Source organism: Anaerococcus octavius, from assembly GCF_900445265.1.
Lineage (GTDB): Bacteria > Bacillota > Clostridia > Tissierellales > Peptoniphilaceae > Anaerococcus > Anaerococcus octavius.
Window position 1 is genome coordinate 751,147 of record NZ_UFTA01000002.1, and the last position, 22,242, is coordinate 773,388.

Consider the following 22,242-nt stretch of genomic DNA (forward strand, 5'->3'; position numbering starts at 1 on the left):
ATATTTGCAAACATTATGCAGATTTACATCTAAAAAAACATCTCAGACTTAAACTATACTATTATTCACACAGCAGTATTAAATTATGAAAAAGAAAAAGTATCTATAGAAATAACTGGCACCCAATCAACAAAAATGCAGGTAATCAATCTATATCACACCAAGATATAGCAGAAGTTTTAACTTACTTACTATTAAACGATGGAAATAAAACTTGATCAAGGTGATCCAAATATTAGACAAGCCTTAGAAAAATAAAAATAAGACAAAATAAAAGACAGTTTTTTAACTGTCTTTTTCTACTATTTCACCAACTAATTCATCATCAATTATATTAATAATATTTACATCAATAATAGTATTGGCAGCTATATTCTCTTTTACATTTACTTTTAAATAGTTTGTAGAATGTCCTCCACTATATCCTTCCAAATCTGATTTTGATTCTATTAATACTGATAAAGTTTTTCCAATTTGTTTATTTAAAAATTCTTTACGATTGGCTTCTTCTATTTTTTCTAAATCATGAAGGCGATTTTTCTTAGTCCTACCATCTATTTGATTGCTCATTTTTGCAGCACGAGTACCTTCTCTGGGAGAATATTTAAATAAATGCATTTTAGAAAATTTAATTTCTTCTGCATATTCCATAGTTTGTTTGTGATTTTTTTCTGTTTCACCGGGAAATCCTACTATAATGTCTGTGGTGATGCCAGCATTTGGAAAAACTTGTCTAATTTCTTCTACCTTTTGTTTATAAATTACTGTATCATATTTTCTATTCATAGCTTTTAAAATATCATCTGATCCAGATTGTAAGGAAAGATGGAAGTGGTCACAAGCTTTTTTTGTGGCTTTCATTCTTTCAAGAAATTCTAAACTAATATGTCTAGGTTCCATTGATGAAAGTCTTATTCTTTCTATACCTTCTACCTCTGCTACCGCTTCTATAACATCTATTAGGCTTAATTCATCATCAATATCTTTTCCATAACTTGATACATGTATTCCTGTTAAAACAATTTCTTTAAAATTATTATTAGCTAATCTTTTGCTCTCTTCTACTATTGACTCTATATCACGACTTACTATATTACCACGCGCATAAGGTATTAAGCAGTAGGAACAATACATGTTACAACCATCTTGAATTTTTAAATATGCTCTAGTCATTTCTGTTTGGTTTGAAATTTGTAGTTCTTCAAATGTCTTACTTTCACTTGGAGCAATTATTTTATCAATAGCTTCTTTATTTTGTAAAATATCTTCACAATGCTCTACTACATTTTCTTTATTACGAGAGCCTAGAACTATATCTACACCTTCAATTGATGCTACTTCTTCAGGTTTTACTTGTGAATAGCAGCCCATAACTGCTACAACAGCGTTAGGATTATCTCTGCGGGCACGTGAAATCATCTGCCTACTTTTTCTATCACTCATATTAGTTACAGTACAAGTATTTATTACATATATATCAGCATTCGCACTTACTTTTTCATAACCTTTTTTTATAAATAGTTCTTCAACAGCTTCTGATTCGTACTGATTAACCTTGCAACCTAAAGTGATTATATTAAATGTATTCGTCATTATTCAAATAAGTCCTTAATTTTTGCAAAGAATCCTTTTTCGTGAGCTTTTACATCTTCTCCAAGCGTATTAGCATAAGCTTCAAGGGCTTCTTTTTGATCTTTATTTAAGTTAGTTGGAGTAACAACATTTACATAGAAATATAAATCTCCAGTTCTCTTTGTTCTACCATCAATGATTCCTTCTTTTTTAAGTTTGAATTTTGTTCCTGTTTGAGTACCTGCAGGTATTTCAAATTTTCTAGTTTGATGCAAAGTTGGTATTTCTATTTCTCCACCTAAGGTAGCTGTAGGGAATGAGATAGGCATATTGTAATAAATATCTAGACCATTACGTTTAAATATTTCATGATCTTCAACCTCAATTATTACATATAAATCACCATTTGGACCACCATTTTCTCCAACATTTCCTTTATTAGAAATACGCATAACATTATTTGTTTCTACTCCAGAAGGAATATCTACTTTGATGCGTTCTGATTTTGTTGTTTTTCCTTCACCATGACAAACTTTGCAAGGATCTTCGATGACTTGCCCACTACCATTACATTTATCACATGTTACAGTCCTGCTCATTCTGCCAAATGGTGTTTGGCTTACTTCATTTACTACTCCGCTACCATTACACTTATCACAAGTATGGATAGAACTTTCATCACGTGCTCCTGTACCATTACATGCTTCACATTCTACTTCTCTTCTTATTTGAACTTCTTTGCTAACACCAAAAGCTGCTTCTGCAAAAGTTAGATTTATAACGTGTTGAATATCAGCGCCTTTTCTTGGTCTGTTAGAATTTCCACTACCTGAACCATAAAACAAATCACCAAATAAATCTCCAAAAATGTCTCCAAATCCTCCAGAAAATCCTCCGTTAAATCCAGCTCCACCATTTTCAAAGGCCGTTTCTCCGTATCTATCGTATTGGGCTCTTTTTTCCTTATCTGATAATATTTCATAGCTTAAAGTTGCTTCTTTAAATTTTTGTTCTGCTTCTTGATCTCCCGGGTTTAAATCTGGGTGATATTTTTTAGCAAGTTTTCTATATTCTCTTTTTATTTCTTCATCGCTTGCATCACGGCTTACGCCAAGCACTTCATATGGATCTTGCATTTTCCCTCCATTTACACTTAAAAAAAGCTATTTCATAGTGAAATAGCTTTTATTTTATTTAACTTATTATACTTATTTTGTTTAAGTTTGCTATTATAAATTAAATTTATTCTTCATCATCATCTATAACTTCGTAATCAGCATCAACTACATCATCATCTGGATTACCAGCTTCTGCACCTTCAGTACCAGCATTTGCTTTATACATTTGTTCACTCATTGAGTAGATTTTTTCTTGAAGAGCTTCTGTTTGAGCTTTGATTTCTTCTGTATTATCTGAGGCAATTGCATCTTCTAATTTTTTGATTTCTGCTTCAATTTCGTCTTTTTGAGCTCCTTCAATGCCAGCTTCTTCAAGAGTTTTACGTGATTGGTATACTAAGCTTTCTGCATTATTCTTTGTATCAATGCCTTCTTTTTTCTTTTTATCTTCTTCAGCAAATTGTTCTGCTTCTTTTACTTTTTTATCGATTTCTTCTTCAGTTAGGTTTGAAGATGAAGTGATAGTGATTTTTTGTTCTTTTCCAGATCCTTGATCTTTTGCTGTTACATTTACGATACCATTTGCATCTATATCAAATGTAACTTCAATTTGTGGAACACCACGTCTTGCTGCTGGTATTCCTGTAAGTTGGAAACGACCAAGTGTTGTATTGTCTGCTGCCATTTCACGTTCACCTTGTACAACGTGGATATCAACTTCTGTTTGACCATCTGCTGCAGTTGTAAATACTTGTGATTTTTTAGTTGGAATTGTTGTATTTCTTTCGATAAGCTTTGTTGCAACTCCACCTAATGTTTCAATACCTAATGATAGTGGTGTAACATCTAGTAATAGTAAGTCTTTTACTTCACCTGTTAGTACCCCACCTTGGATAGCTGCACCTAGAGCTACTGATTCATCAGGGTTGATATCTCTTTGTGGTTCTTTACCTACTAAGTTTTTTACTAATTCTTGAACCGCAGGAATTCTTGTTGATCCACCTACTAAAAGAACTTTATCAATATCAGAAGATTTTAATCCTGCATCTGATAGAGCATCTTCTACTGGTTTTCTAGTTTCGTCTACTAAGTCTTTTGTTAGTTCATCAAATTTAGCTCTACTAATAGAAATATCTAAGTGAACCGGTTGTCCATCAACAGCTGTAATAAATGGTAAATTTACGTTGCTTGTAGTTGTTGAAGATAATTCTTTTTTAGCTTTTTCAGCTGCATCTTTAAGTCTTTGCATAGCAGTTAAATCTTTTGTAAGATCTACGCCATTTTCCTTTTTAAATTCACTTGCTAGATAATCTACTAATTTATTATCAAAGTCATCTCCACCTAATTTATTATTACCACGTGTTGAAAGTACTTCAAATACTCCATCACCAACTTCTAGGATAGAAACATCAAATGTACCACCACCAAGGTCATAAACCATGATTTTTGATTGATCATCTTCTTTATCTAGACCATAAGCAAGAGATGCTGCAGTTGGTTCATTGATAATTCTATCTACAGTAAGCCCTGCAATTTTTCCTGCGTCTTTTGTTGCTTGTCTTTGAGCATCCGTAAAGTATGCTGGTACTGTAATTACAGCATTTGTCACTGTATCATTTAAGTATTTTTCAGCATCAGATTTTAATTTTTGTAAGATCATTGCAGAAATTTCTTCTGGTGAATATTTTTTGCCATCTATTTCAGGTGTTTTATAATCAGATCCCATTTCTCTTTTAATTGATGAAATAGTCCTATCTGGATTTGTTATTGCTTGTCTTTTTGCAGTTTCACCTACAAGTCTTTCTCCATCTTTTGAAAAAGCAACAACTGATGGAGTAGTTCTATTACCTTCGCTGTTTGGTATAATTACTGGGCTTCCACCTTCCATAACAGCTACTGCTGAGTTTGTTGTACCTAAGTCAATTCCTATAATTTTTGCCATATTTATAGCCTCCTATTTTGCTACCTTAACCATTGCTGGTCTAATTACTCTATTGTTTAATTTATAACCTTTTTGAAATGTTTCTATGATATGATCACTTTCAACTTCATCAGAATCTTCAGCTAAAACTGCTTGGTGAATATTCGGATCAAAAAGCTCACCATCTGATGATATCTCTTCTAAACCTTCATTCTTAAGAATACTTAACATTTCATCGCGAGTCATTAAGATTCCTTTGACCAAACCATCTTCTGGATTTTGGTCTTTTAATGCTCTATCAAAATTATCTAAAACTGGTAAAAGTTTTTCTACCAAATTACTTACAGCATATTTTTTAAAATCAGCTTTGCTTGCTTCTTCTCTTTGCTTATAATTAGTAAAATCAGCTAATAATCTTTGATATTTATCTTTAAACTCGTTAAAGTCTTCTTCTAATTTATCATTATTTATTTCATTTTCATCTTCATCGACAGCTTCATAATCATCATCAACTATTTCACCATCAATGACTTCATCTTCTTCTAAAATTTCTTTATCTTCTGACTGTTCTTTATTCAGCTTATCATCATTTAAATTTTTTTCATCCATCCTTAAACCCTTTCAATCATTAAGTAGTCTAGATATCATCATAATATCGGATATTACATCAATATAATTTAATCTAGTAAGCCCGATTACACCAATATGTCCAACCACATCATCATTTATTTTAAATGATGATGTTATGACAGTATTTTGCTTCAGTTCATCAAGCTCATTTTCATAACCAATTGATATATCCAATGTATCGTATATGTTGTTACCCAAAAAACTATTTAATTTCTCTTTGCTATCTAAGAGCTTTATAAAATCGCGGGTCTTAGATAAATCATCATATTCTTTAAAATTGAAAATATTTCCTAAGCCTTCTATTTGAATTTCTCTATTAAGTTTTCCAAAAGATTGATTTTGAAGTCTCTTTTCTATAATTTCAATTAAAGACTTATAATCATTTAACAAAGTTGTTTCAAGTAAATTTAGATTATTATAAACCTCATTGATATCAGTTTCTACCATTGTCTTTTTAAGAGCATTATTAATAAATATTAGCTCATCGCTAGTTATTTCATAGTCAAGGTAGATACTATCTTTAACTATTAAACCATTATCGAAAACTGCCAGTAAAAGTAATTGTCTATCTGATAATTGGATAAGCTCCATATTTACTATTTTTTTTATTTCATTTTTTAGTGTCATAGATACTGCTGTTAATTCCGTAAGATCAGCAAGCATCTTTGTTGCAGTCTCAACAATGTCTTCTGCATTGTGATAATTTTTATCAAGTAAGTTTATAATTGTATCACTTTTTTTAGCCTTACTTATATTCTCAATTTCATTTTCAAGAATATAATCTACAAACATCCTGTAACCTCTATCAGAAGGAAGTCTTCCACTTGAAGAATGGGCTTTTTCAATAAGTCCCATTTTTTCAAGAGAACTCATCTCATTTCTAATTGTAGCAGGAGATACATTTAAGTTGTAAGTATCTGCAAGGCTTTTTGAGCCAATAGGCTCACCATCTAAAATGTAAGAGTCTATGATAGAGAATAATATTTTTAGCTTTCTATCATTCAAATTTATCTCCTTTAGCACTCTTTAGTATCGACTGCTAATTATAATATACTAGCTAAAAACACCCTGTCAAGATTATATAATTAATCTTAAAAATTCATTAGATAAATTCATTCCTTCTTGGCTAAATTTAAAGTGTGTATCTATTATAAAAAAGTTTTGTCCTTCAAATTTTTCTATTTCTTTGCTATACTTTTCAATAAAATCACAGGCAAATTTTTCCTTAAATTCTTCTAGATTTATGCCCTCAGTTTCTCGCAATTTAAATATTATATATTCTTTTTCTCTTTCAGCCTTATCAACATAATAATAATCTTCTATAGGTAACTTATAATCATTAATTCTATCATTATATTGAATAAAATTTTTAGTATTTGTATATCTATAATTTGTAAGATAGCCTGATGCACTCATACCAAAAGCTATATAGCCATTAGCTTCCCAATATTTTTTGTTATGATAAGAATCTTTACCTTTTTTTGCAAAATTCGATATTTCATATCTGTGCAAACCTATATTTTCTAATTGTTCTACAATTTCATTAAAAATATCTACTTCTTGATCATCATCCATCAAATCCAGTTTCCCTTTTTTATCAAGGCTATAAAATCTAGAACCTTCTTCTAATATAAGTGAATACCAAGAAATATGTTCTGGAGAAATTTTTTTAACTAAATCTAGATCTTTTTTAACAGACTTATAATTCTGCTGTGGCAAATTTAGCATTAAATCAAAACTTAAATTATCAAATCCCATTTTCCTTATAAGTTCAATATCATTTAATGCAATATTTGCGGTATGATTTCTGCCAATTGCTTTTAAAACTTTATCATCAAAGGACTGAACACCAAGCGAAATACGGTTTATTCCTAAATCTCTATATAATAATAACTTATCTTGAGAAATAGAATTCGGATTACATTCTATGGTAAATTCTTTTACATCATCCATCTTAAAAGAATCCAAAGCTTTAACAATCCTTTCTATATATATGCCATCTATGTAAGAAGGCGTGCCACCACCTATATAAATCGAATCTATTTCACATGATAACTTTTCTTTACAAAGTTCTATTTCTCTAATTAAGTTTTCTATGTAATTATCTATTCTATGCTCCACATTCATATATGCACAAAAATCACAGTAATAACATTTTTTTTGGCAAAATGGAATATGTATATAGCATCCAACTTTCTGCATATGTACTCCTTAAGTTAAAAAAGATGGCGTCTGCCATCTTTAGTTAGACTATCATTTTATAATTATTTAATGTTTCAAAAACAATATCTCTTTTTTCAATATCCTTATCAATTATCATTTGATCATCGGAAATACCGTTTTTCCTTAATATATATAAATTATCTAAAACAAATATTTCACTACCAACTACATAAAAGTACGCATCAGCTTTTTCTTTTGAAATAGCTTCTAATTTTTTAAAATATTCGCTTCTGGATTCTAACCAATATTTTATAAATGATGATCCATCTATGCATTCGAAATCTTTTTCATAAAGATGATTATCTTTTTTATTTACATTCAAACTAATAAGCTCTGGTATATTTGAACTATCTATTTCAAATTTTTTAATTAGTGGTCTCATTGTTGACATTGATAGTCCTTGAGAAAGTAAAACTATAGCTTTATTCTCACGTTTAAGTGCCATATGGGATTTAAATTTAAAAATAGTAACCTCATCCCCAACTTTAAGTTTAGCTAAGGCCTTTTTAAACGTTGATTTTCTTATAGGTACTTTAGTTGTAAATTTTATTTCAGCTTCATCAGTTAGAGTATTGATACTTAGGTGATGGATTAATTTTTTATTTATTTCACTTCCTTCATCATATCCTGGCAATCCTAAATGAAAACTGGTACCTTCTTCCCAAACTAATTCTTCAGGTTTTTCCAATGTATAAGTATAAACATTTTTATATTCTTCTTTTATATCTAAAATTTTAACTTGATATTTGTCCATTATTTCTCCTTACTGATAACTATTATCATCAGCTACATTATACTGTTTAAATATTATTGTTCACACAAATGATTATCTTAATTTTTATTAATATCTAGGGTATTTTGAACGTAATTAAAAAATAATTTATAATCGTAAATCCAATTATCAAGTATACCAGACCTGTATATACCCACTATAAATATCATTAAAATTGGAAAAAATATAGCTCCCTTAACTCCAAATAATCTAAGACCAGCATATAGAGAAATTACTGATAATATAGGATGAATATCCACAGATGTCCCTATAATTTTTGGAGCAATAACTTGGCGGAGGCCAGTCCAAAAAGTCAAAATAATTAAAAGTGCTACTCCTTTATTGATATTTGAAAAAATAAATAATTCAATAATAGACCATGGTAATAAAACTATAACCGGTCCTATTAATGGCAATAAATCTACAAAACCTAAAATTAATGCTATCGGTATAAAATATTGTTGTCCTAAAAATTTTAAGCAAACAGCCATAAGTATAGTGCATAAAATAGCTAGTTTTAATTGAGCTTTGATATACTTCCATGTAGAATTTTTAAATATATTTTTTACCAATTTTAATTTATTTTTTATATTTTCAGAAAACTTTGTATTATATTTTACACTCACCTCATTTATATCACCAAGCATTATATAAAATGCTACTATAAAAGTAATTACGAAAAATATAATATTATTTGAAGTATTTATAAAAGCAGTTGTAAATCCGAAAGTGATATTTATAACATTTTTTTGTAAATTTCCTAAAAATTGATATAAGGAATTAAGGCTTGATCTTATAGTATTGGCAGCAAATGTTGGTAATAAATTTATTTTAGAATTAATAGATTGTATCCATTGATTTGTGGAACTAACAATCTGATCCCAATTTCCTATAATATTTCCTATCAGCCCACTTACTTGGTTAATTATAAATTGTAAAAGCCAAAATAATAAAAATAGAATTACAATTAATAGAATAGTTCCCACAACATAAGATATGACTGTATTTTTTATTGGTAAAAGATCATCAATTTTTTTAATTGTTGGAGCCAGTAGCATAACTAAAATAATAGCAAGAATAATTGGCAATAGAGCATCAATTATATTAACAGCCCAATATTTGATAAAGTAACATAGTAAAATAATTATCCCAGTCCTTAAAATAATTCTTTCGTATAATTTTTTGTTATCCATAATATTTCCTAAAGTTTTTATTTAAAAATATTATATCATGATAGTATTGTTAATAAAATATATAAGTAAAATTTCTATAAGAATAAAGGATTATGAAAATGACATTATGATAGTTGATGTTAAAGTGTAAATTTCAGATTTAGTGAAGCCAAAAAATTTTTATGAAGAAGTTTTAAAAATTATATGTTTAGAGTAAAAGCTTGAATATAAAAATGATGTAAATTTTTAGTAAGCGTTTATATCATAAAAAATTTTAATAATTTCTATCTAGTTTTAAAATAAATAGTAAAAGAAAGTTAATGATTTTTATTAAAAAGTTATCAAATTGGAAGCTATAGATAAAAGAGTATAAGCGAAGAATATATGTCTAATTATTATGATTCTTTTCCATGATTATGATTGAAATAATATAGAATCAGTTTAATATGGATAATTATATAGATAATAGCTTTCCAAATTTTGGAAAGCTATTTTTTTAATTATACTTATAGAATCCCTCTCCAGTTTCTACTCCTTTAAGTCCCTTATCTGCCCTTTCTTTTAGCTTCTCTACTGCTTTAGCTAAAGCTGAGTTTGGATCTTTGGCTTCTGGATTAGCGCTTGTAATATTAATTACTGTTGTAATTCCAACTATATCTATTATTTCAAAAGGTCCTCGTGGAGATCCTGTTCCAATTTTCCAGTCCATGTCTATATCCTGTGGGCTAGCTATATCATCACCATATAGTCTCAATCCAGCATCGATAAATGGAACTAAAATAGAATTTAATATATATCCAGGCTGTTCTTTTTTATTATAGCTGGGTACATTCCTATAGATTTTGCAAATTCTACCACTATATCAAAAACTTCTTCACTAGTTTTATCATGACCCATTACTTCAGCTAAGTTTTGTCTCCAAATTGAATTTGCAAAGTGCAAACTTAAAAATCTCTCTTGTCTACCTGTATAATCTCTAAATGTAGAAGGTAAAAAAGTTGATGAGTTTGTAACTAAAATTGCATCATTTTTTAAATAAGGCGTAATCTTTTCGTAAAAAGCTTTTTTCTCATCCACAATTTCCGCTATAGCTTCTATTACTAGGTCTGCGCTTGAAAAAGCTTCTTGTAAATCTGTAGTATATTTTATAACTCTGTAAGTATTCTCGTTAATCTCTTTAAGTTCATCAATTTTTTGTTCAGTAATTTCTGTCTCATCGTTAAAAAGTGCTCTTGGATAATCAGGTTTTTCAGCTCCAATATATGAAGGAGCTATTTCTAATTCTTTGCTAAAAATCTCATGCAATTTATCTATACGAGGTCTAACTCTTTGAATAGATCCTTCGCTTCTTCCCCAAATAGTGACATTGTATCCATGAAAAGCAGTTATATAGGCTATCTGAGCACCAAGTACTCCTCCACCTGCTATTGTTACATTTTTAATTTTCATAAAATTCTCCTTTATACCTCTATCTAAAAATATACCCAAAACTATAAAAATAAAGCAAGCATTATATGAAATATATTAAATGGTGTAATATTTTACTGAGTAAATTGTTATATAAGTAAGGAGGGCAAAATGGATATAGAAAAGATTTATCATATATATTTTGATGACATATATAAATTTATGCTCTCCTTTATAAAAAATAAGGAGATTGCCCAAGATATAACCAGTGAAACTTTTTTAAAAGTTATTAATAACCCAGATAAGTTTGAAAATATTTCAAATCTTAAATCATATCTTTTTACTATTGCTAAAAATACCTATATAAACTATTACAAACGCAATAAAATTTATATTTCAACGGCTGATATTGAAGATTTTGATAAAGATATCGAATCATTTGAAAATGAATTGATAGCTAATGAAGAAAAGCAAAATCTAAAAACTTCAATTGAAAAATTAAACGAACCACATAAGGAAATTACTAAGCTTAGGCTAGCTGGCTTAAATTTTAAAGAAATAGCAATAATATATAACAAATCTCCTAATTGGGCATGCGTAAACTTTTATAGGGCAAAAGAAAAACTTAAAATTATTATGGAGGAAGATTATGGAATGTAAGGTAATACGTGATTTAATCCCATTATATAAGGAAAACATGTTAAGTGAAGAATCAAAGAAACTTGTAAAAGAACATTTAAAAACTTGCAGTTCTTGTAGAAATTATTATAACTTGTTAACTAATGATACTGATGTGGAAATAAAAAATGAAAATGAATCTTTATCTTTTTTAAATAATACAATAAAAAATGATAAGAAAAATCTAGTCATTATGATCATATCCTTGTTAGTGAGTATTTTTTTAATAATAATATCATATGTCAGCAAGACAATACCGATTGATTATAAGGATAATTTGATAAATATAAAATCAGATAATGAAAATGTAAATATAGAATTTAGTGATGAAGTCACTCGTGTAGATACTGACATGGATACCTATGACGGATATAACATCTATTATGTAGATGGTTACACCACAAAAATAGACAAAAAATCAAATAATAGATACGTTGGGCTAAAAATACCTAAAGATGATGTTGATATTATCGCTTATACAAATAATGGAGAAAATACTAATAAAATCTTATATGATCCAAGTAGAGTTTTTGAAAGTGGTGGTACAGTAGCTCTCCCTAGATTAATACTAGGTATATATGCTAAGTTAGCTTTAATAATTCTAGGAATTTCTATTATACTTATATTAACATTCTTTAAAAAATTAAATGTATACAATAAAATTAGAATAATATCTATTCCTTTTTCATACCTAGCTTCTACATTTTTTGTAAAGGGCAAAAATTTATCTAGTAACTATCTTGTTAGAGATTTCATATTTATTATATTAACTGCCCTTGCTATATACCTATTTATATATTCAATAACTCTATATCTTAAGCAAAAATCAAATCATAAGTTAGAAATATAAAAGCGGCTTTTAGCCGCTTTAGTAGTTTATTTATCATTATTTTCATCATCATATTTTAATACAGCAAGGAAAGCATCTTGTGGCACCTCTACGCTTCCTAACTGACGCATACGCTTTTTGCCTTCTTTTTGCTTTTCAAGAAGTTTTTTCTTTCTTGAAATATCACCACCATAACACTTAGCAATTACATCTTTTCTAAGTGCTTTTACAGTTTCTCTTGCAATTACCTTACCACCAATTGCTGCTTGAATAGGTATCGCAAATTGTTGACGTGGTATTTCATCTTTTAATTTTTCCACTATTCCTCGTCCTCTAGCATAGGCACTATCTCTATGAACTATTATTGAAAGAGCATCTACAACTTCATCATTTATTAGAATTTCAAGTTTAACAAGATCTGATGGTTTATAACCTATTACTTCATAATCTAGTGAAGCATATCCACGTGTCCTTGATTTTAGACTATCAAAAAAGTTATATATAACTTCATTAAGTGGTATTTTATATTTAATAGAAACTCTTGTTTCATCAATATAATTCATATCAACCAATTCCCCACGTCGATTTTGAGCAAGACCCATTATTTGACCAATATAATCACTTGGACTTATGATTTCTGATATTGTCATTGGCTCTTCAATATATTCAATAATAGTTGGATCTGGGAAATCATTTGGATTTTGAATTTCAGTCTTTTCTTCTTGACCTTTTAATTTTAATTTGTAAATAACTGAAGGAGCTGTTGCTATAATATTTAAATCATATTCACGCTCTAGTCTTTGAGTAATAATGTCCATATGAAGAAGACCTAAAAATCCAGCACGTAAACCTACTCCAAGAGCCTGAGAATTTTCTTGTTCAAAAACTAATGACGCATCATTTACTTGAAGTTTTTCTAAAGCATCTCTTAATTTATCAAAACTTTCTCCCTCTGCTGGATATATACCAGAATAAACCATAGGTAAAACTTCCTTGTATCCAGATAGTGCTAGATCGGTTGGATTAGCTGCATTGGTAATTGTATCACCTACTCTAGCATCTTTTACTTCTTTAATACTTGCCTCTATGAATCCAACATCTCCAGAACGCAAATCTTTTGTTTCTATACGATTTTTCATGGTATAACCTACAGTATTTACTTCATAAGTTTTACCAGTATTCATCATTTCTATAGTATCACCTGGTTTTACAACTCCTTCGAAAACTCGTACATAGCAAATTACACCTCTATAAGCATCATAATATGAGTCAAAAATAAGTGCTTTTAGTGGTTTATCATCATGATCTTCAGGTGCTGGGATATTTGCCACTATATCTTCTAAGACATCTTCTATATTAAGACCAGTTTTTGCAGATACCAGAGGTATCCCATCAGTATCTAGACCTATTTGATTTTCAATTTCCTTTTTTACTTCATCCACTCTTGATGATGGCAGATCGATTTTATTAAGGACTGGTAAGATTTCCAAATCTTGATCAAGAGCTAGATATGTATTTGCAAGGGTTTGTGCTTCTACACCTTGGCTTGAATCTACTACTAAAATAGCTCCTTCACAAGCTTTAAGAGATCTTGACACCTCGTAGTTAAAGTCTACGTGTCCTGGAGTATCTATTAAGTTTAAATCATAAATATTGCCATCTTTGGCCTTATAATGTATTTTTATAGACTTAAGTTTAATAGTTATGCCACGTTCACGCTCTAATTCCATATCATCAAGCATTTGATTTTGCATTTCTCTTTGAGATAGATTTTCTGATTTTTCAATTAATCTATCAGCGAGTGTGCTTTTACCATGGTCTATATGGGCAATTATAGAAAAATTTCTTATATTGTCTTTTCTTTGTGTCATCTAATTACTTTCTCCATATGGATTATTATCTATATTTCCCATATCACTAAATGGGTAAAATCTGAAAAATGCATGTCCAACTATTTCATCTTTTTCAACTGGACCATAGTTTCTTGAGTCATTACTTGCGCCTTCTGCTCTATTATCACCCATTACAAAATATTGATTATCTAAAAGATACCATTCATAAGTATCACTTGTTTGTAGGGTATAATCAACAGAAGTATATGGTTCGTCCAATTCTTCGCCATTTAAATAAACTTTTTCATCTTTTAAGGTGATTGTATCACCAGGCACACCAACTACTCTCTTTACATACAATTTATTATATGCATCTGGGGCTTTCAATATTACTATATCTCCTCTTTCATAATCATGGAAATGCTTGCCTATTTTATTCATAAAAAGCATATCTCCATTATGCAAAGTGTTAAGCATTGAATTTCCTGATACCTTTGTGGCATCAAAAAATAACCATTTAATAACACCGGCAATAACTAAGGCTATTACAATAGATTTTATCCATTCCAAAACTCCATCTTCTTCTTTTTCGTTTTTAGGTGGTTTTTGTTTTTTTGTAATAGTTGGTCCCTTATTAGTTTCTGTTTCTATTACTACTTTTTCATTTTTATTTTCACTATTCATTTATTAATCCTCTCATTCATTATTATATTATAATATAAAAGTTTAAAACCACCAATTTTTTTACCAACTTTTTTAAATAAAACTTGTATGAATATAAATTATATGGTAAAATGTATCAGTCAAGCAAAAAAGACTAATTAAGAAAGAGGGTGAAATAATGGCAAATATTAAATCAGCTCAAAAAAGAATTGATGTAGCAAAAAGAAATACTGAAAGAAATAAAGCTAAAAAATCTGAAATCAAAACATACATTAAAAAATTTGATAAAGCTATAGAAGCTGGAAACGTTGATGAAGCTAATGAAATTTTCAAAAATGTTGATAAAAAAATGAAACAAGCAGAAGCTAAAAACATCATCCACAAAAATAAAGTAGCGAAAACAACTTCTAAATTACAAAAAGCAATCAATGAAGCACAAAATGCTTAATAAAAAATGAGCAATAATCAGTAATGGATCCACACATATGTCTACTGATAATTGCTCATTTTATTTTGCAGAAATTTTTCTAAGTAAAAGCAATAATTCTAATTCCATATCAAAATCTACTGATTTTTGCCTATATTCCATATCAAATATCCTGCTATGAATATCAAACAATTCAGTTAATGAAAAATTTCTACTAAAAGATTTTAATTTTTTTAATTCATAAGATCCTATTCCAAGACTTTTCATCATAAAACTATCATTATAACCATTTATATAAAGACTTTTGACTCCTATTAGATTTCTAATTTGTCTAATAACCATATGATATATCATAAATATATCTTCATTTGCCCTAGTCATTTTTAAAAAAGTTTCTACAGTATCTTTTGGATTTTTACTACTCATAGAATCAGTAAGATTAAAAATATTAATATTTAAAACTTCATCCAAATGGTCAAAAACATCTTGAGAATTAACAATTTCGTTACTAGAACTTGCAATTATTTTATCAACTACATTTACTATTTCATATAGGTCAATTTCACTATCTTTACTTAAATAAGAAAACCTACTTACAATTTCTCTTACCAAAAACTTTTGGATTTTTTTACCATTTCTCACAAATCTTTTTCCTATAAAAGATTCTAACTCTTTTTGATTCAATCTGTTTATTTCAACTATTTTACCGTTTTTTGCAACAGATTTATAAAATTTTCCTTTAAAGGGTGGATTATCTGAAAATATTAAAAGTAGGGCAAATTCTGGAAATTCTTTGAAATCGTCGGCTAATATATTTAAAGTATTTTCATATTCTTTAATAGATTTTTTTGATATATCTATATTTCTCCAGATAATATATTTTTTCTCATCCATCACTGGATATGTTTCGTAAGAATTTTTTATAGTCTCTATGTTAGTATTTCCTTTTATTTCTACTAGATTAAAATCAGGAATATTTACTTTATTTCTAACTTCTTCAATTATAGTATCATTTAAAAACTCTTCTTTAGAATCAAATAAATAAACTCCTTTCAATTTATCATCTATTAATAAGTTCATAAATTCTTTAAAATTCATTTAAAAAATCTTCCTTTCAAATATCTCTCTATTCTCACATCTTTATCAAAATAAATCTTAACCATACCATCATTTTGAGTATTATAAATTTTTACACCATTTAGATTTTCTATTACTTCCGCTGTTGGATGACCATATCTATTATTTCGACCAGCTGATATTAATGCAACTTTTGGGTTTACATTTTCTACGAACTGCTTTGATGTAGATGTTTTTGAACCATGGTGGGAAACTTTTAGAATATCTGCTTTTTGATCGATAAGATTTTCATATTCTTTAGGTAAATCTCCCATAGTTAATATGCTAGCTCCTTTTATATTTACTAATAACCCTAAGGATTCTGCATTTTCTTCTCCAGCTACTCCCTCGAATATACATTTTATATATCCATCTTTTAATCTTATTTTATCATCTTCTTCTATTATTTTAGGATTATATTTTCTTAAAGTATTTATATTATTTTTGCTAGTAACTACATTTTCTATATTAAAATTATTATTTAATATTTCAATATTTCCACTGTGATCACTATCTTCATGAGAGATAAAGACAGCTTTAATATTTTTAACTCCAATTGATTTTAAATATGGAATAAGAATTTTTTCTCCACTATCATAATTATCATATTTCGGACCACCAACATCAATTAAATAATAATCTCCCCTATCATTTATTAAAAACGCGTCCCCCTGGCCAATATCTATCATAGAATAGCTTATTTCTGTATTTAACCTATCATATCCTAAACTTAATACTATAGCTAGTAAATTTATAGTATAAAATTCTTTTATAAGTTTCTTGTTAGATTTTTTTATATAAACACTTACTAAAACTAGAAAATATAAGTATATAGAAACCAATATACTTTGATGAATAAAGTCAATATTTAAAAACTTTATACTATTTAACATAAAAGTTAAATTTAAAATTGAATTTATCAGATAATTTAACAAGGTAAACATCGGTAACATTATAAAATGAATAAGCGGATAAAATAAGACTATGACAAAAATAATATACATGCATATACTAAAAATAGGTAGTATTAAAAAATTTGCTAAAATGCTTAAAATATTTATTTTTCCATAATAATAAGCTACAAATGGCAAAATACTAGCTTGTATACAAGTTATAAATCCTATACTTTCACTTATCAAACAATTATTTAGATATTTTTTTAATTTTGGATATAGCAAGTAAATCCCACTAGTTGCTATAAAAGATAATACAAATCCTACGTTTAATATAGCAAAAGGATTTATAATTAAAATTAAAAATGCTGCAATCATTAGCGATTTTATTTTATCCTCTGGGAATTGATATAAAAATGCCAAAAATCCTATAAGATAAATTATTAAAACTCTAATTACAGAAAACGGAAAGGATATTAAAGATCCATATAATAAGGCTATTAGCAAAGCAAAAATATAGCCGTACTTATAATTAATATTTAGTTTTTTAAAGCAATATAAAATAAAAGTTACAAGCAAATCTATATGCAAACCAGAAACAGCTAATATATGAGTAAGTCCCAAATCTTTTATATCATCATTTTCAATTAAGTTTTCTCCCAAAATAACTGAAACTACTAAATCAGATGCTTGTTTATCCAAGTGGATTTCAAAAATATTATGTATATAAGTGTAAAATTCATTTCTAAGTTTTAATATAATTGAGGAATCGTGAGATTTTTTATAAATCTTATTGATTTTTATATTAGAAGCAATACTTTTAGAAAGTAAGTAATTTCTATAATTAAACAAATTGGGATTAGTATTTTTATTTGCTAAAGAAATCTGCCCATCTATTAAGAATTTATCACCTATTTCAAAATTTTCATCAGTAAATATTAAAGATTTTTCGTCAATTCCTTTCCCTCTAGCTTTAACAAAGTACCTATAGTCATCATTTACTTTTCTTTTTTCAATTATAGTTATCTCTAACTTACTTTCCTCATAATTTCTAAGCTTATAACTATCTAAATTTTGTGAACTAAGAAAAAAACCTAAAACAAAAGTTAGGGCAAATATTGATAACTTTTTATCTATTAAGGTAAAAATAAGCGCAGAAACAAATCCAATAAGCATTATTAGTAAAAGATTTATCGTTTCAAAATTAATAAATAATCCTATTCCTGCTAAAATTCCTATTAAAGCGATAAAAATATTCTTTCTCATAGCCAAACCTCGGGTATATTATATCATATGATTAACAAATAGTTTTAATTATAGAAAGGCTTACAATGCAAAAAGTTTATTTAAAATATCCAGAAATATATGAATTAAAAGCAAATATAATTTCAAGAAGAGTACAACATGGCACTACTCAAATAATTCTAGATAGAACTATTTTTATGCCAAAAACGAATGGATTTCTAAAAGAATATGGAAGTATTTCAAATCTTGATATTATTTCAGTTGAAGAAAAACGTGATAATATAATCCACACAGTAAAAGGTAAACCAAACAAATCAGAAGTTATATTAAATCTAGATTACAAAAATCGCAATAAAAACTTGGTTTATAATACAGCTTTTATAATTTTTAAATTAATTTTTGAAAGCTTTTACCAAGCCAAGGATTTAATTTTAAACCTAGATGCTGATAGAGCAGTTATAAAAATTACTGATTTTTATGAAGTATTTGATAAAGATTTAATTGAAAATCAAATTAATTTTACTGTTGAAAAATCTTTAAAAATAGAAAACATACAAGGAATTACATCTATTTATCCTTTAGGAGAAGTGATAAATAATGAAATATGCTTTGACAATACTAGTAAAATTCGCGGTTTTAAAATAATAGAAAGCGAAACATTTGGCAATGATTTAGAATTAGAGTTTTTAGCAGGCGGGGATTTGCTAAAATAATGATGGCAATATAGCCATCTTTTTTTATATTATATTTATCAAATTTTATACATATTTACATCTATAAGTTACCATACTATAATCAAATACATAGAAAGGAGGATAAAAATGAATATTAATATAAATAATAAACTAGGAGAAACAAGTAACTGAATAGTCAAAGTAAGTACATATACTCCTTGCTTTGACTATAAATAAAAGACAAGGGGGTCGTGGGAATATTCCTACACTTATGAAAGAACTAAAATTTATTTTAAATCAAATGTGGTCCAAAGACCCTTTCCTATATATCATAGTAATCCTTAATTCCATAATCAATGGTGTGCCATTCATATGGATATTTGCTCCTGCCTATGTTATAGATAATAAGGACAAAGGATTAGAATTTTTTATTCCATTTTTTATAAGATTATTTATCCTAACATCTTTAATGAAATTCTTAAACTCGTTCTTAACTGGCAATTACAGGGTGAGAATGAATAATATACGTTATAGTTTAAATATAAATATTATAAATTATAGCCTTAGTTTGTCATACCCAAAACAATAAAATAAGAAATATAAAGAGATCATTACTGACGCTATAAGATCAATACAATATCCCTTTGATGGTTTTGGAGGAATAATTCTTCATATGTCTTTAATTTTTGGTTTAATCATATCTTTAATTGGTTATCTTTGGAAATTTACAGCTCTATAATGGTGACTAATAATTCATATGATGGTATTAACGTTTTTCTCTTGTAAATTCATATATAAAACGACATTTATATATGATGCTTTTTGGAATGACATGGATTATACATGGGAATAATTACAACAATTTAACTATGAACTTCAAAGTCCAATTAGCAAGCTTGATATACTTATGTATGATTTATAATACGTTGTTTAAAAAGTATTATTCCAGTATTACAAAACACTGGGATAATGAATTTGTAAAATCAAACAGTAAAGTTTTTACACTCAATTTAAGGGCTAAGGCCATATCTTTAATCCGTGATGTACATATTTTCTATTGGCTGATATCCAATCTTCAAAATGGAAATATAAGACTATCAAAATTTTATATTTTGTTTGCTGGCTTATTTTCTTTTGTAATTATCGTTGACAATCTAGCAGATGGAAAAGAAAATTATTTAACGACTGTCTTTGACAATAACGGAGTATCTACATCAGGTGGTTTAGGTCAAAAATTAGCCTTAGCACGTTCCATGCAACACAAAGGTAAGTTTATAATTATGGATGAACCAACAAGTGCTATTGACCCTCGTAGCGAACAAGAAATATTCGAAAATATGCTAAAAATTACATAAGATCAAACATCACTATTCATATCCCATAGCTTGTCTTCTACTAAATATGCTGATAGAATTATTGTTTGTAATAATGGTCACATTGAAGAAAATGAAAGTCACACTGAACTTCTAAAAGCCAATAAACTATACGCAGAAAATGTTTAACACACAAAAAGAACTATATGCATAAAATAAGGAGTACTTACAAAATAATGGATTATCATCATTTTGTAGTGCTCCTTTTCAAATTATATTTTATTAACGATCCACTCTAATCCCATTGCCCATCCCATTGAATATAAGAATATTGAAGGGGGTTTACATAAAAGAATTATAGTTGAAAATTTTTTAAAACTCATATCAGATAAACCGGTTAAGTAGCATAGAAAGTCATCTGGAGCTACAGGTAATAAAATAGCCCAAGCAAAAAACTTCTCATAAGTCTTATCTTTTATTTTATGCTTATACTTATCAAAAGTATCTTCACCAAATAAGTTTAGTACAATTGATTTTCCAAATGTTCTGGATATAAAAAACACCAACATAGATCCAAAACAAATGGATATATAATTGTAAATAAATCCCCATAGTGGACCAAAGATAACAACTCCAAAGATTGTAGTTAATCCACCTGGTATTATCGGTACTACAATTTGTGTTACTTGCACAAGCATAAAAATAATATTTGCCCAAGCTCCATAAGATAATATAAAATCCCTAAAAGTATCTATTGAATTAAATAAACCTTCTTTGTAACCAAGATACCCTAGTACAGTCAAAATTAAAAGCACAATTACCGCTATAATATTATATAAATTTTTTTTGAAAAATTGTTTCATATTTCCTTCTTAATTGTATTATTAGTATAATACAATAATACATAAATTTAATAATTTTGTCAACTACGATAAAGATTGTATTTTTTGTATAAACCAATCAAAGCCATAGTACCAAGCCATAGAGTAAGCCAAGATAGATGGTGGTTTACAAAGTAAGATAATTTTTGCAAAAGTTTTAAAACTCATATTGCTCAAACCTGTAAGATAGCATAAAAAATCATCAGGAGCTGCGGGAAGCAATATAGCAAGTGCAAAAAACTTTTCATAAGTATTATCTTTTATCTTATCCTTGTATTTGTTAAAAGTTCCTTCTCCAAACATTTTTAATACAAGGCTTTGACCAAATGTTCTAGAAATTAAAAAATTAAGCATAGATCCTACACAAATAGAAAGATAATTATAAATAAATCCTTTTAAAGGTCCAAAAGTAATTACTCCAAAAGCTAAAATAATTCCACCAGGAACTCCCGGTACAACTACTTGCATGATATTTGCTATGAAAAATATTAAAAATGCCCACGGTCCAAATGACAAAACATAAGTACGAAAAGATTCTATAGAATCAAAGAGACCTTTTTTGTAACCATAGTATGCTAATAAAGCAAAAAATATCAACATGAGTAACGATATTATATTGTAAATATTTCTTTTAAAAAAATCTTTCATAATTCCTTCTAAAATAATCCATTTTAAAATTTCTATTTTATTTAATATACCCAATAATCTAATTTAATAATTAAACTTTAATATCGTTAATTATTATATAAATATATAAGGTGTATCACTTATAATGATACACTAATAAATTAAATTTACAAATTATTTTTTTATTATTATCTTTATTTTTATAATCCTTTTGGATAATATATAGGATAAAAAAATATATAAGCATTT

19 protein-coding genes and 1 pseudogene are annotated in these 22,242 nt (G+C 27.9%); 5 read left to right on the forward strand and 15 right to left on the reverse strand.

All coding sequences use genetic code 11. The annotated features are described in order from the left end of the window. Positions 1–285 precede the first annotated feature (285 nt). The 9 genes and pseudogenes from mtaB to DY249_RS03875 form a co-directional block, all read right to left on the reverse strand. Entirely contained in the window at positions 286–1,593 is a 1,308-nt protein-coding gene (mtaB, locus tag DY249_RS03835; protein WP_115595237.1) for a tRNA (N(6)-L-threonylcarbamoyladenosine(37)-C(2))-methylthiotransferase MtaB, read from the reverse strand. Next, a complete protein-coding gene (gene dnaJ, locus DY249_RS03840; RefSeq protein WP_115595238.1) occupies positions 1,593–2,708 on the reverse strand; it encodes a molecular chaperone DnaJ in 1,116 nt (371 codons plus the stop codon). Before dnaJ ends, mtaB begins: the two co-directional genes overlap by 1 nt. Before the next feature lie 106 nt (positions 2,709–2,814). Then, the gene (dnaK, locus tag DY249_RS03845; RefSeq protein WP_115595239.1) at positions 2,815–4,632 is read right to left on the reverse strand and encodes a molecular chaperone DnaK; all 1,818 of its coding nucleotides are present in this window, start codon (positions 4,630–4,632) and stop codon (positions 2,815–2,817) included. Positions 4,633–4,644: 12 nt separating this feature from the next. Beyond that, on the reverse strand, positions 4,645–5,220 hold the full coding sequence (gene grpE, locus DY249_RS03850; RefSeq protein WP_115595240.1) for a nucleotide exchange factor GrpE: 576 nt from the start codon (positions 5,218–5,220) through the stop codon (positions 4,645–4,647). 12 nt (positions 5,221–5,232) lie between these two features. Beyond that, complete coding sequence (hrcA, locus tag DY249_RS03855; protein ID WP_115595241.1) at positions 5,233–6,246, reverse strand: heat-inducible transcriptional repressor HrcA; 1,014 nt, start codon at positions 6,244–6,246, stop codon at positions 5,233–5,235. A gap of 72 nt (positions 6,247–6,318) precedes the next feature. After that, a complete protein-coding gene (hemW, locus tag DY249_RS03860) occupies positions 6,319–7,443 on the reverse strand; it encodes a radical SAM family heme chaperone HemW (RefSeq protein ID WP_115595242.1) in 1,125 nt (374 codons plus the stop codon). A gap of 43 nt (positions 7,444–7,486) precedes the next feature. Continuing rightward, positions 7,487–8,218 carry a hypothetical protein gene (locus DY249_RS03865; protein ID WP_115595243.1) on the reverse strand — a complete coding sequence of 244 codons (732 nt, stop codon included), beginning with the start codon at positions 8,216–8,218 and terminating at the stop codon, positions 7,487–7,489. Positions 8,219–8,295: 77 nt separating this feature from the next. Next, positions 8,296–9,429: an AI-2E family transporter gene (locus tag DY249_RS03870; RefSeq protein ID WP_115595244.1), complete on the reverse strand. Its 1,134-nt coding sequence runs from the start codon at positions 9,427–9,429 to the stop codon at positions 8,296–8,298. A 475-nt stretch (positions 9,430–9,904) separates the two neighbouring features. Next, a pseudogene (locus tag DY249_RS03875) lies at positions 9,905–10,857 on the reverse strand (3-hydroxyacyl-CoA dehydrogenase). A 129-nt stretch (positions 10,858–10,986) separates the two neighbouring features. Here DY249_RS03875 and DY249_RS03880 point away from each other — a divergent pair. Together DY249_RS03880 and DY249_RS03885 are read left to right on the forward strand one after the other, a co-directional pair. After that, positions 10,987–11,475, forward strand: coding sequence for an RNA polymerase sigma factor (locus DY249_RS03880; protein ID WP_115595245.1), 489 nt, complete (start codon positions 10,987–10,989; stop codon positions 11,473–11,475). After that, the gene (locus DY249_RS03885; RefSeq protein ID WP_115595246.1) at positions 11,465–12,343 is read left to right on the forward strand and encodes a zf-HC2 domain-containing protein; all 879 of its coding nucleotides are present in this window, start codon (positions 11,465–11,467) and stop codon (positions 12,341–12,343) included. Before DY249_RS03880 ends, DY249_RS03885 begins: the two co-directional genes overlap by 11 nt. A 26-nt stretch (positions 12,344–12,369) precedes the next feature. On the opposite strand, the gene lepA is transcribed toward DY249_RS03885, so the two are convergent. Together lepA and lepB are read right to left on the reverse strand one after the other, a co-directional pair. Beyond that, entirely contained in the window at positions 12,370–14,193 is a 1,824-nt protein-coding gene (gene lepA / locus DY249_RS03890; RefSeq protein WP_115595247.1) for a translation elongation factor 4, read from the reverse strand. Further along, entirely contained in the window at positions 14,194–14,838 is a 645-nt protein-coding gene (gene lepB / locus DY249_RS03895) for a signal peptidase I (protein WP_101540513.1), read from the reverse strand. A 157-nt stretch (positions 14,839–14,995) separates the two neighbouring features. Here lepB and rpsT point away from each other — a divergent pair, with 157 nt between their 5' ends. Beyond that, positions 14,996–15,265 (forward strand): 30S ribosomal protein S20, encoded by a 270-nt coding sequence (rpsT, locus tag DY249_RS03900; RefSeq protein WP_101540512.1) that lies wholly within the window; start codon positions 14,996–14,998, stop codon positions 15,263–15,265. A 60-nt stretch (positions 15,266–15,325) separates the two neighbouring features. Here the strand turns inward: rpsT and holA are convergent, their stop codons facing one another. Both holA and DY249_RS03910 read right to left on the reverse strand, forming a co-directional pair. Further along, entirely contained in the window at positions 15,326–16,342 is a 1,017-nt protein-coding gene (gene holA / locus DY249_RS03905; protein WP_115595248.1) for a DNA polymerase III subunit delta, read from the reverse strand. Then, positions 16,339–18,519 carry a DNA internalization-related competence protein ComEC/Rec2 gene (locus DY249_RS03910; RefSeq protein WP_115595249.1) on the reverse strand — a complete coding sequence of 727 codons (2,181 nt, stop codon included), beginning with the start codon at positions 18,517–18,519 and terminating at the stop codon, positions 16,339–16,341. Before DY249_RS03910 ends, holA begins: the two co-directional genes overlap by 4 nt. 65 nt (positions 18,520–18,584) lie before the next feature. On the opposite strand from DY249_RS03910, the gene DY249_RS03915 reads away from it, so the two are divergent. Both DY249_RS03915 and DY249_RS03925 read left to right on the forward strand, forming a co-directional pair. Then, positions 18,585–19,211 (forward strand): alanyl-tRNA editing protein, encoded by a 627-nt coding sequence (locus DY249_RS03915; protein WP_101540509.1) that lies wholly within the window; start codon positions 18,585–18,587, stop codon positions 19,209–19,211. 788 nt (positions 19,212–19,999) lie between these two features. Further along, entirely contained in the window at positions 20,000–20,527 is a 528-nt protein-coding gene (locus DY249_RS03925) for a P-loop NTPase family protein (protein ID WP_172540054.1), read from the forward strand. 230 nt (positions 20,528–20,757) lie between these two features. Here DY249_RS03925 and DY249_RS03930 read toward each other — a convergent pair whose 3' ends face one another. Both DY249_RS03930 and DY249_RS03935 read right to left on the reverse strand, forming a co-directional pair. After that, entirely contained in the window at positions 20,758–21,348 is a 591-nt protein-coding gene (locus DY249_RS03930) for a TVP38/TMEM64 family protein (protein WP_115595251.1), read from the reverse strand. A 63-nt stretch (positions 21,349–21,411) separates the two neighbouring features. Beyond that, positions 21,412–22,014, reverse strand: a complete 603-nt coding sequence (locus tag DY249_RS03935; RefSeq protein ID WP_115595252.1) for a TVP38/TMEM64 family protein — start codon at positions 22,012–22,014, stop codon at positions 21,412–21,414. Positions 22,015–22,242 lie beyond the last annotated feature (228 nt).

Coding starts and splice junctions, on each gene's coding strand:
- mtaB (WP_115595237.1), bottom strand. CDS start 1,593: ATGACGAATACATTTAATATAATCACTTTAGGTTGCAAGGTTAATCAG.
- dnaJ (WP_115595238.1), bottom strand. CDS start 2,708: ATGCAAGATCCATATGAAGTGCTTGGCGTAAGCCGTGATGCAAGCGAT.
- dnaK (WP_115595239.1), bottom strand. CDS start 4,632: ATGGCAAAAATTATAGGAATTGACTTAGGTACAACAAACTCAGCAGTA.
- grpE (WP_115595240.1), bottom strand. CDS start 5,220: ATGGATGAAAAAAATTTAAATGATGATAAGCTGAATAAAGAACAGTCA.
- hemW (WP_115595242.1), bottom strand. CDS start 7,443: ATGCAGAAAGTTGGATGCTATATACATATTCCATTTTGCCAAAAAAAA.
- DY249_RS03865 (WP_115595243.1), bottom strand. CDS start 8,218: ATGGACAAATATCAAGTTAAAATTTTAGATATAAAAGAAGAATATAAA.
- DY249_RS03870 (WP_115595244.1), bottom strand. CDS start 9,429: ATGGATAACAAAAAATTATACGAAAGAATTATTTTAAGGACTGGGATA.
- DY249_RS03880 (WP_115595245.1), top strand. CDS start 10,987: ATGGATATAGAAAAGATTTATCATATATATTTTGATGACATATATAAA.
- DY249_RS03885 (WP_115595246.1), top strand. CDS start 11,465: ATGGAATGTAAGGTAATACGTGATTTAATCCCATTATATAAGGAAAAC.
- lepA (WP_115595247.1), bottom strand. CDS start 14,193: ATGACACAAAGAAAAGACAATATAAGAAATTTTTCTATAATTGCCCAT.
- lepB (WP_101540513.1), bottom strand. CDS start 14,838: ATGAATAGTGAAAATAAAAATGAAAAAGTAGTAATAGAAACAGAAACT.
- rpsT (WP_101540512.1), top strand. CDS start 14,996: ATGGCAAATATTAAATCAGCTCAAAAAAGAATTGATGTAGCAAAAAGA.
- holA (WP_115595248.1), bottom strand. CDS start 16,342: ATGAATTTTAAAGAATTTATGAACTTATTAATAGATGATAAATTGAAA.
- DY249_RS03910 (WP_115595249.1), bottom strand. CDS start 18,519: ATGAGAAAGAATATTTTTATCGCTTTAATAGGAATTTTAGCAGGAATA.
- DY249_RS03915 (WP_101540509.1), top strand. CDS start 18,585: ATGCAAAAAGTTTATTTAAAATATCCAGAAATATATGAATTAAAAGCA.
- DY249_RS03925 (WP_172540054.1), top strand. CDS start 20,000: ATGACATGGATTATACATGGGAATAATTACAACAATTTAACTATGAAC.
- DY249_RS03930 (WP_115595251.1), bottom strand. CDS start 21,348: ATGAAACAATTTTTCAAAAAAAATTTATATAATATTATAGCGGTAATT.
- DY249_RS03935 (WP_115595252.1), bottom strand. CDS start 22,014: ATGAAAGATTTTTTTAAAAGAAATATTTACAATATAATATCGTTACTC.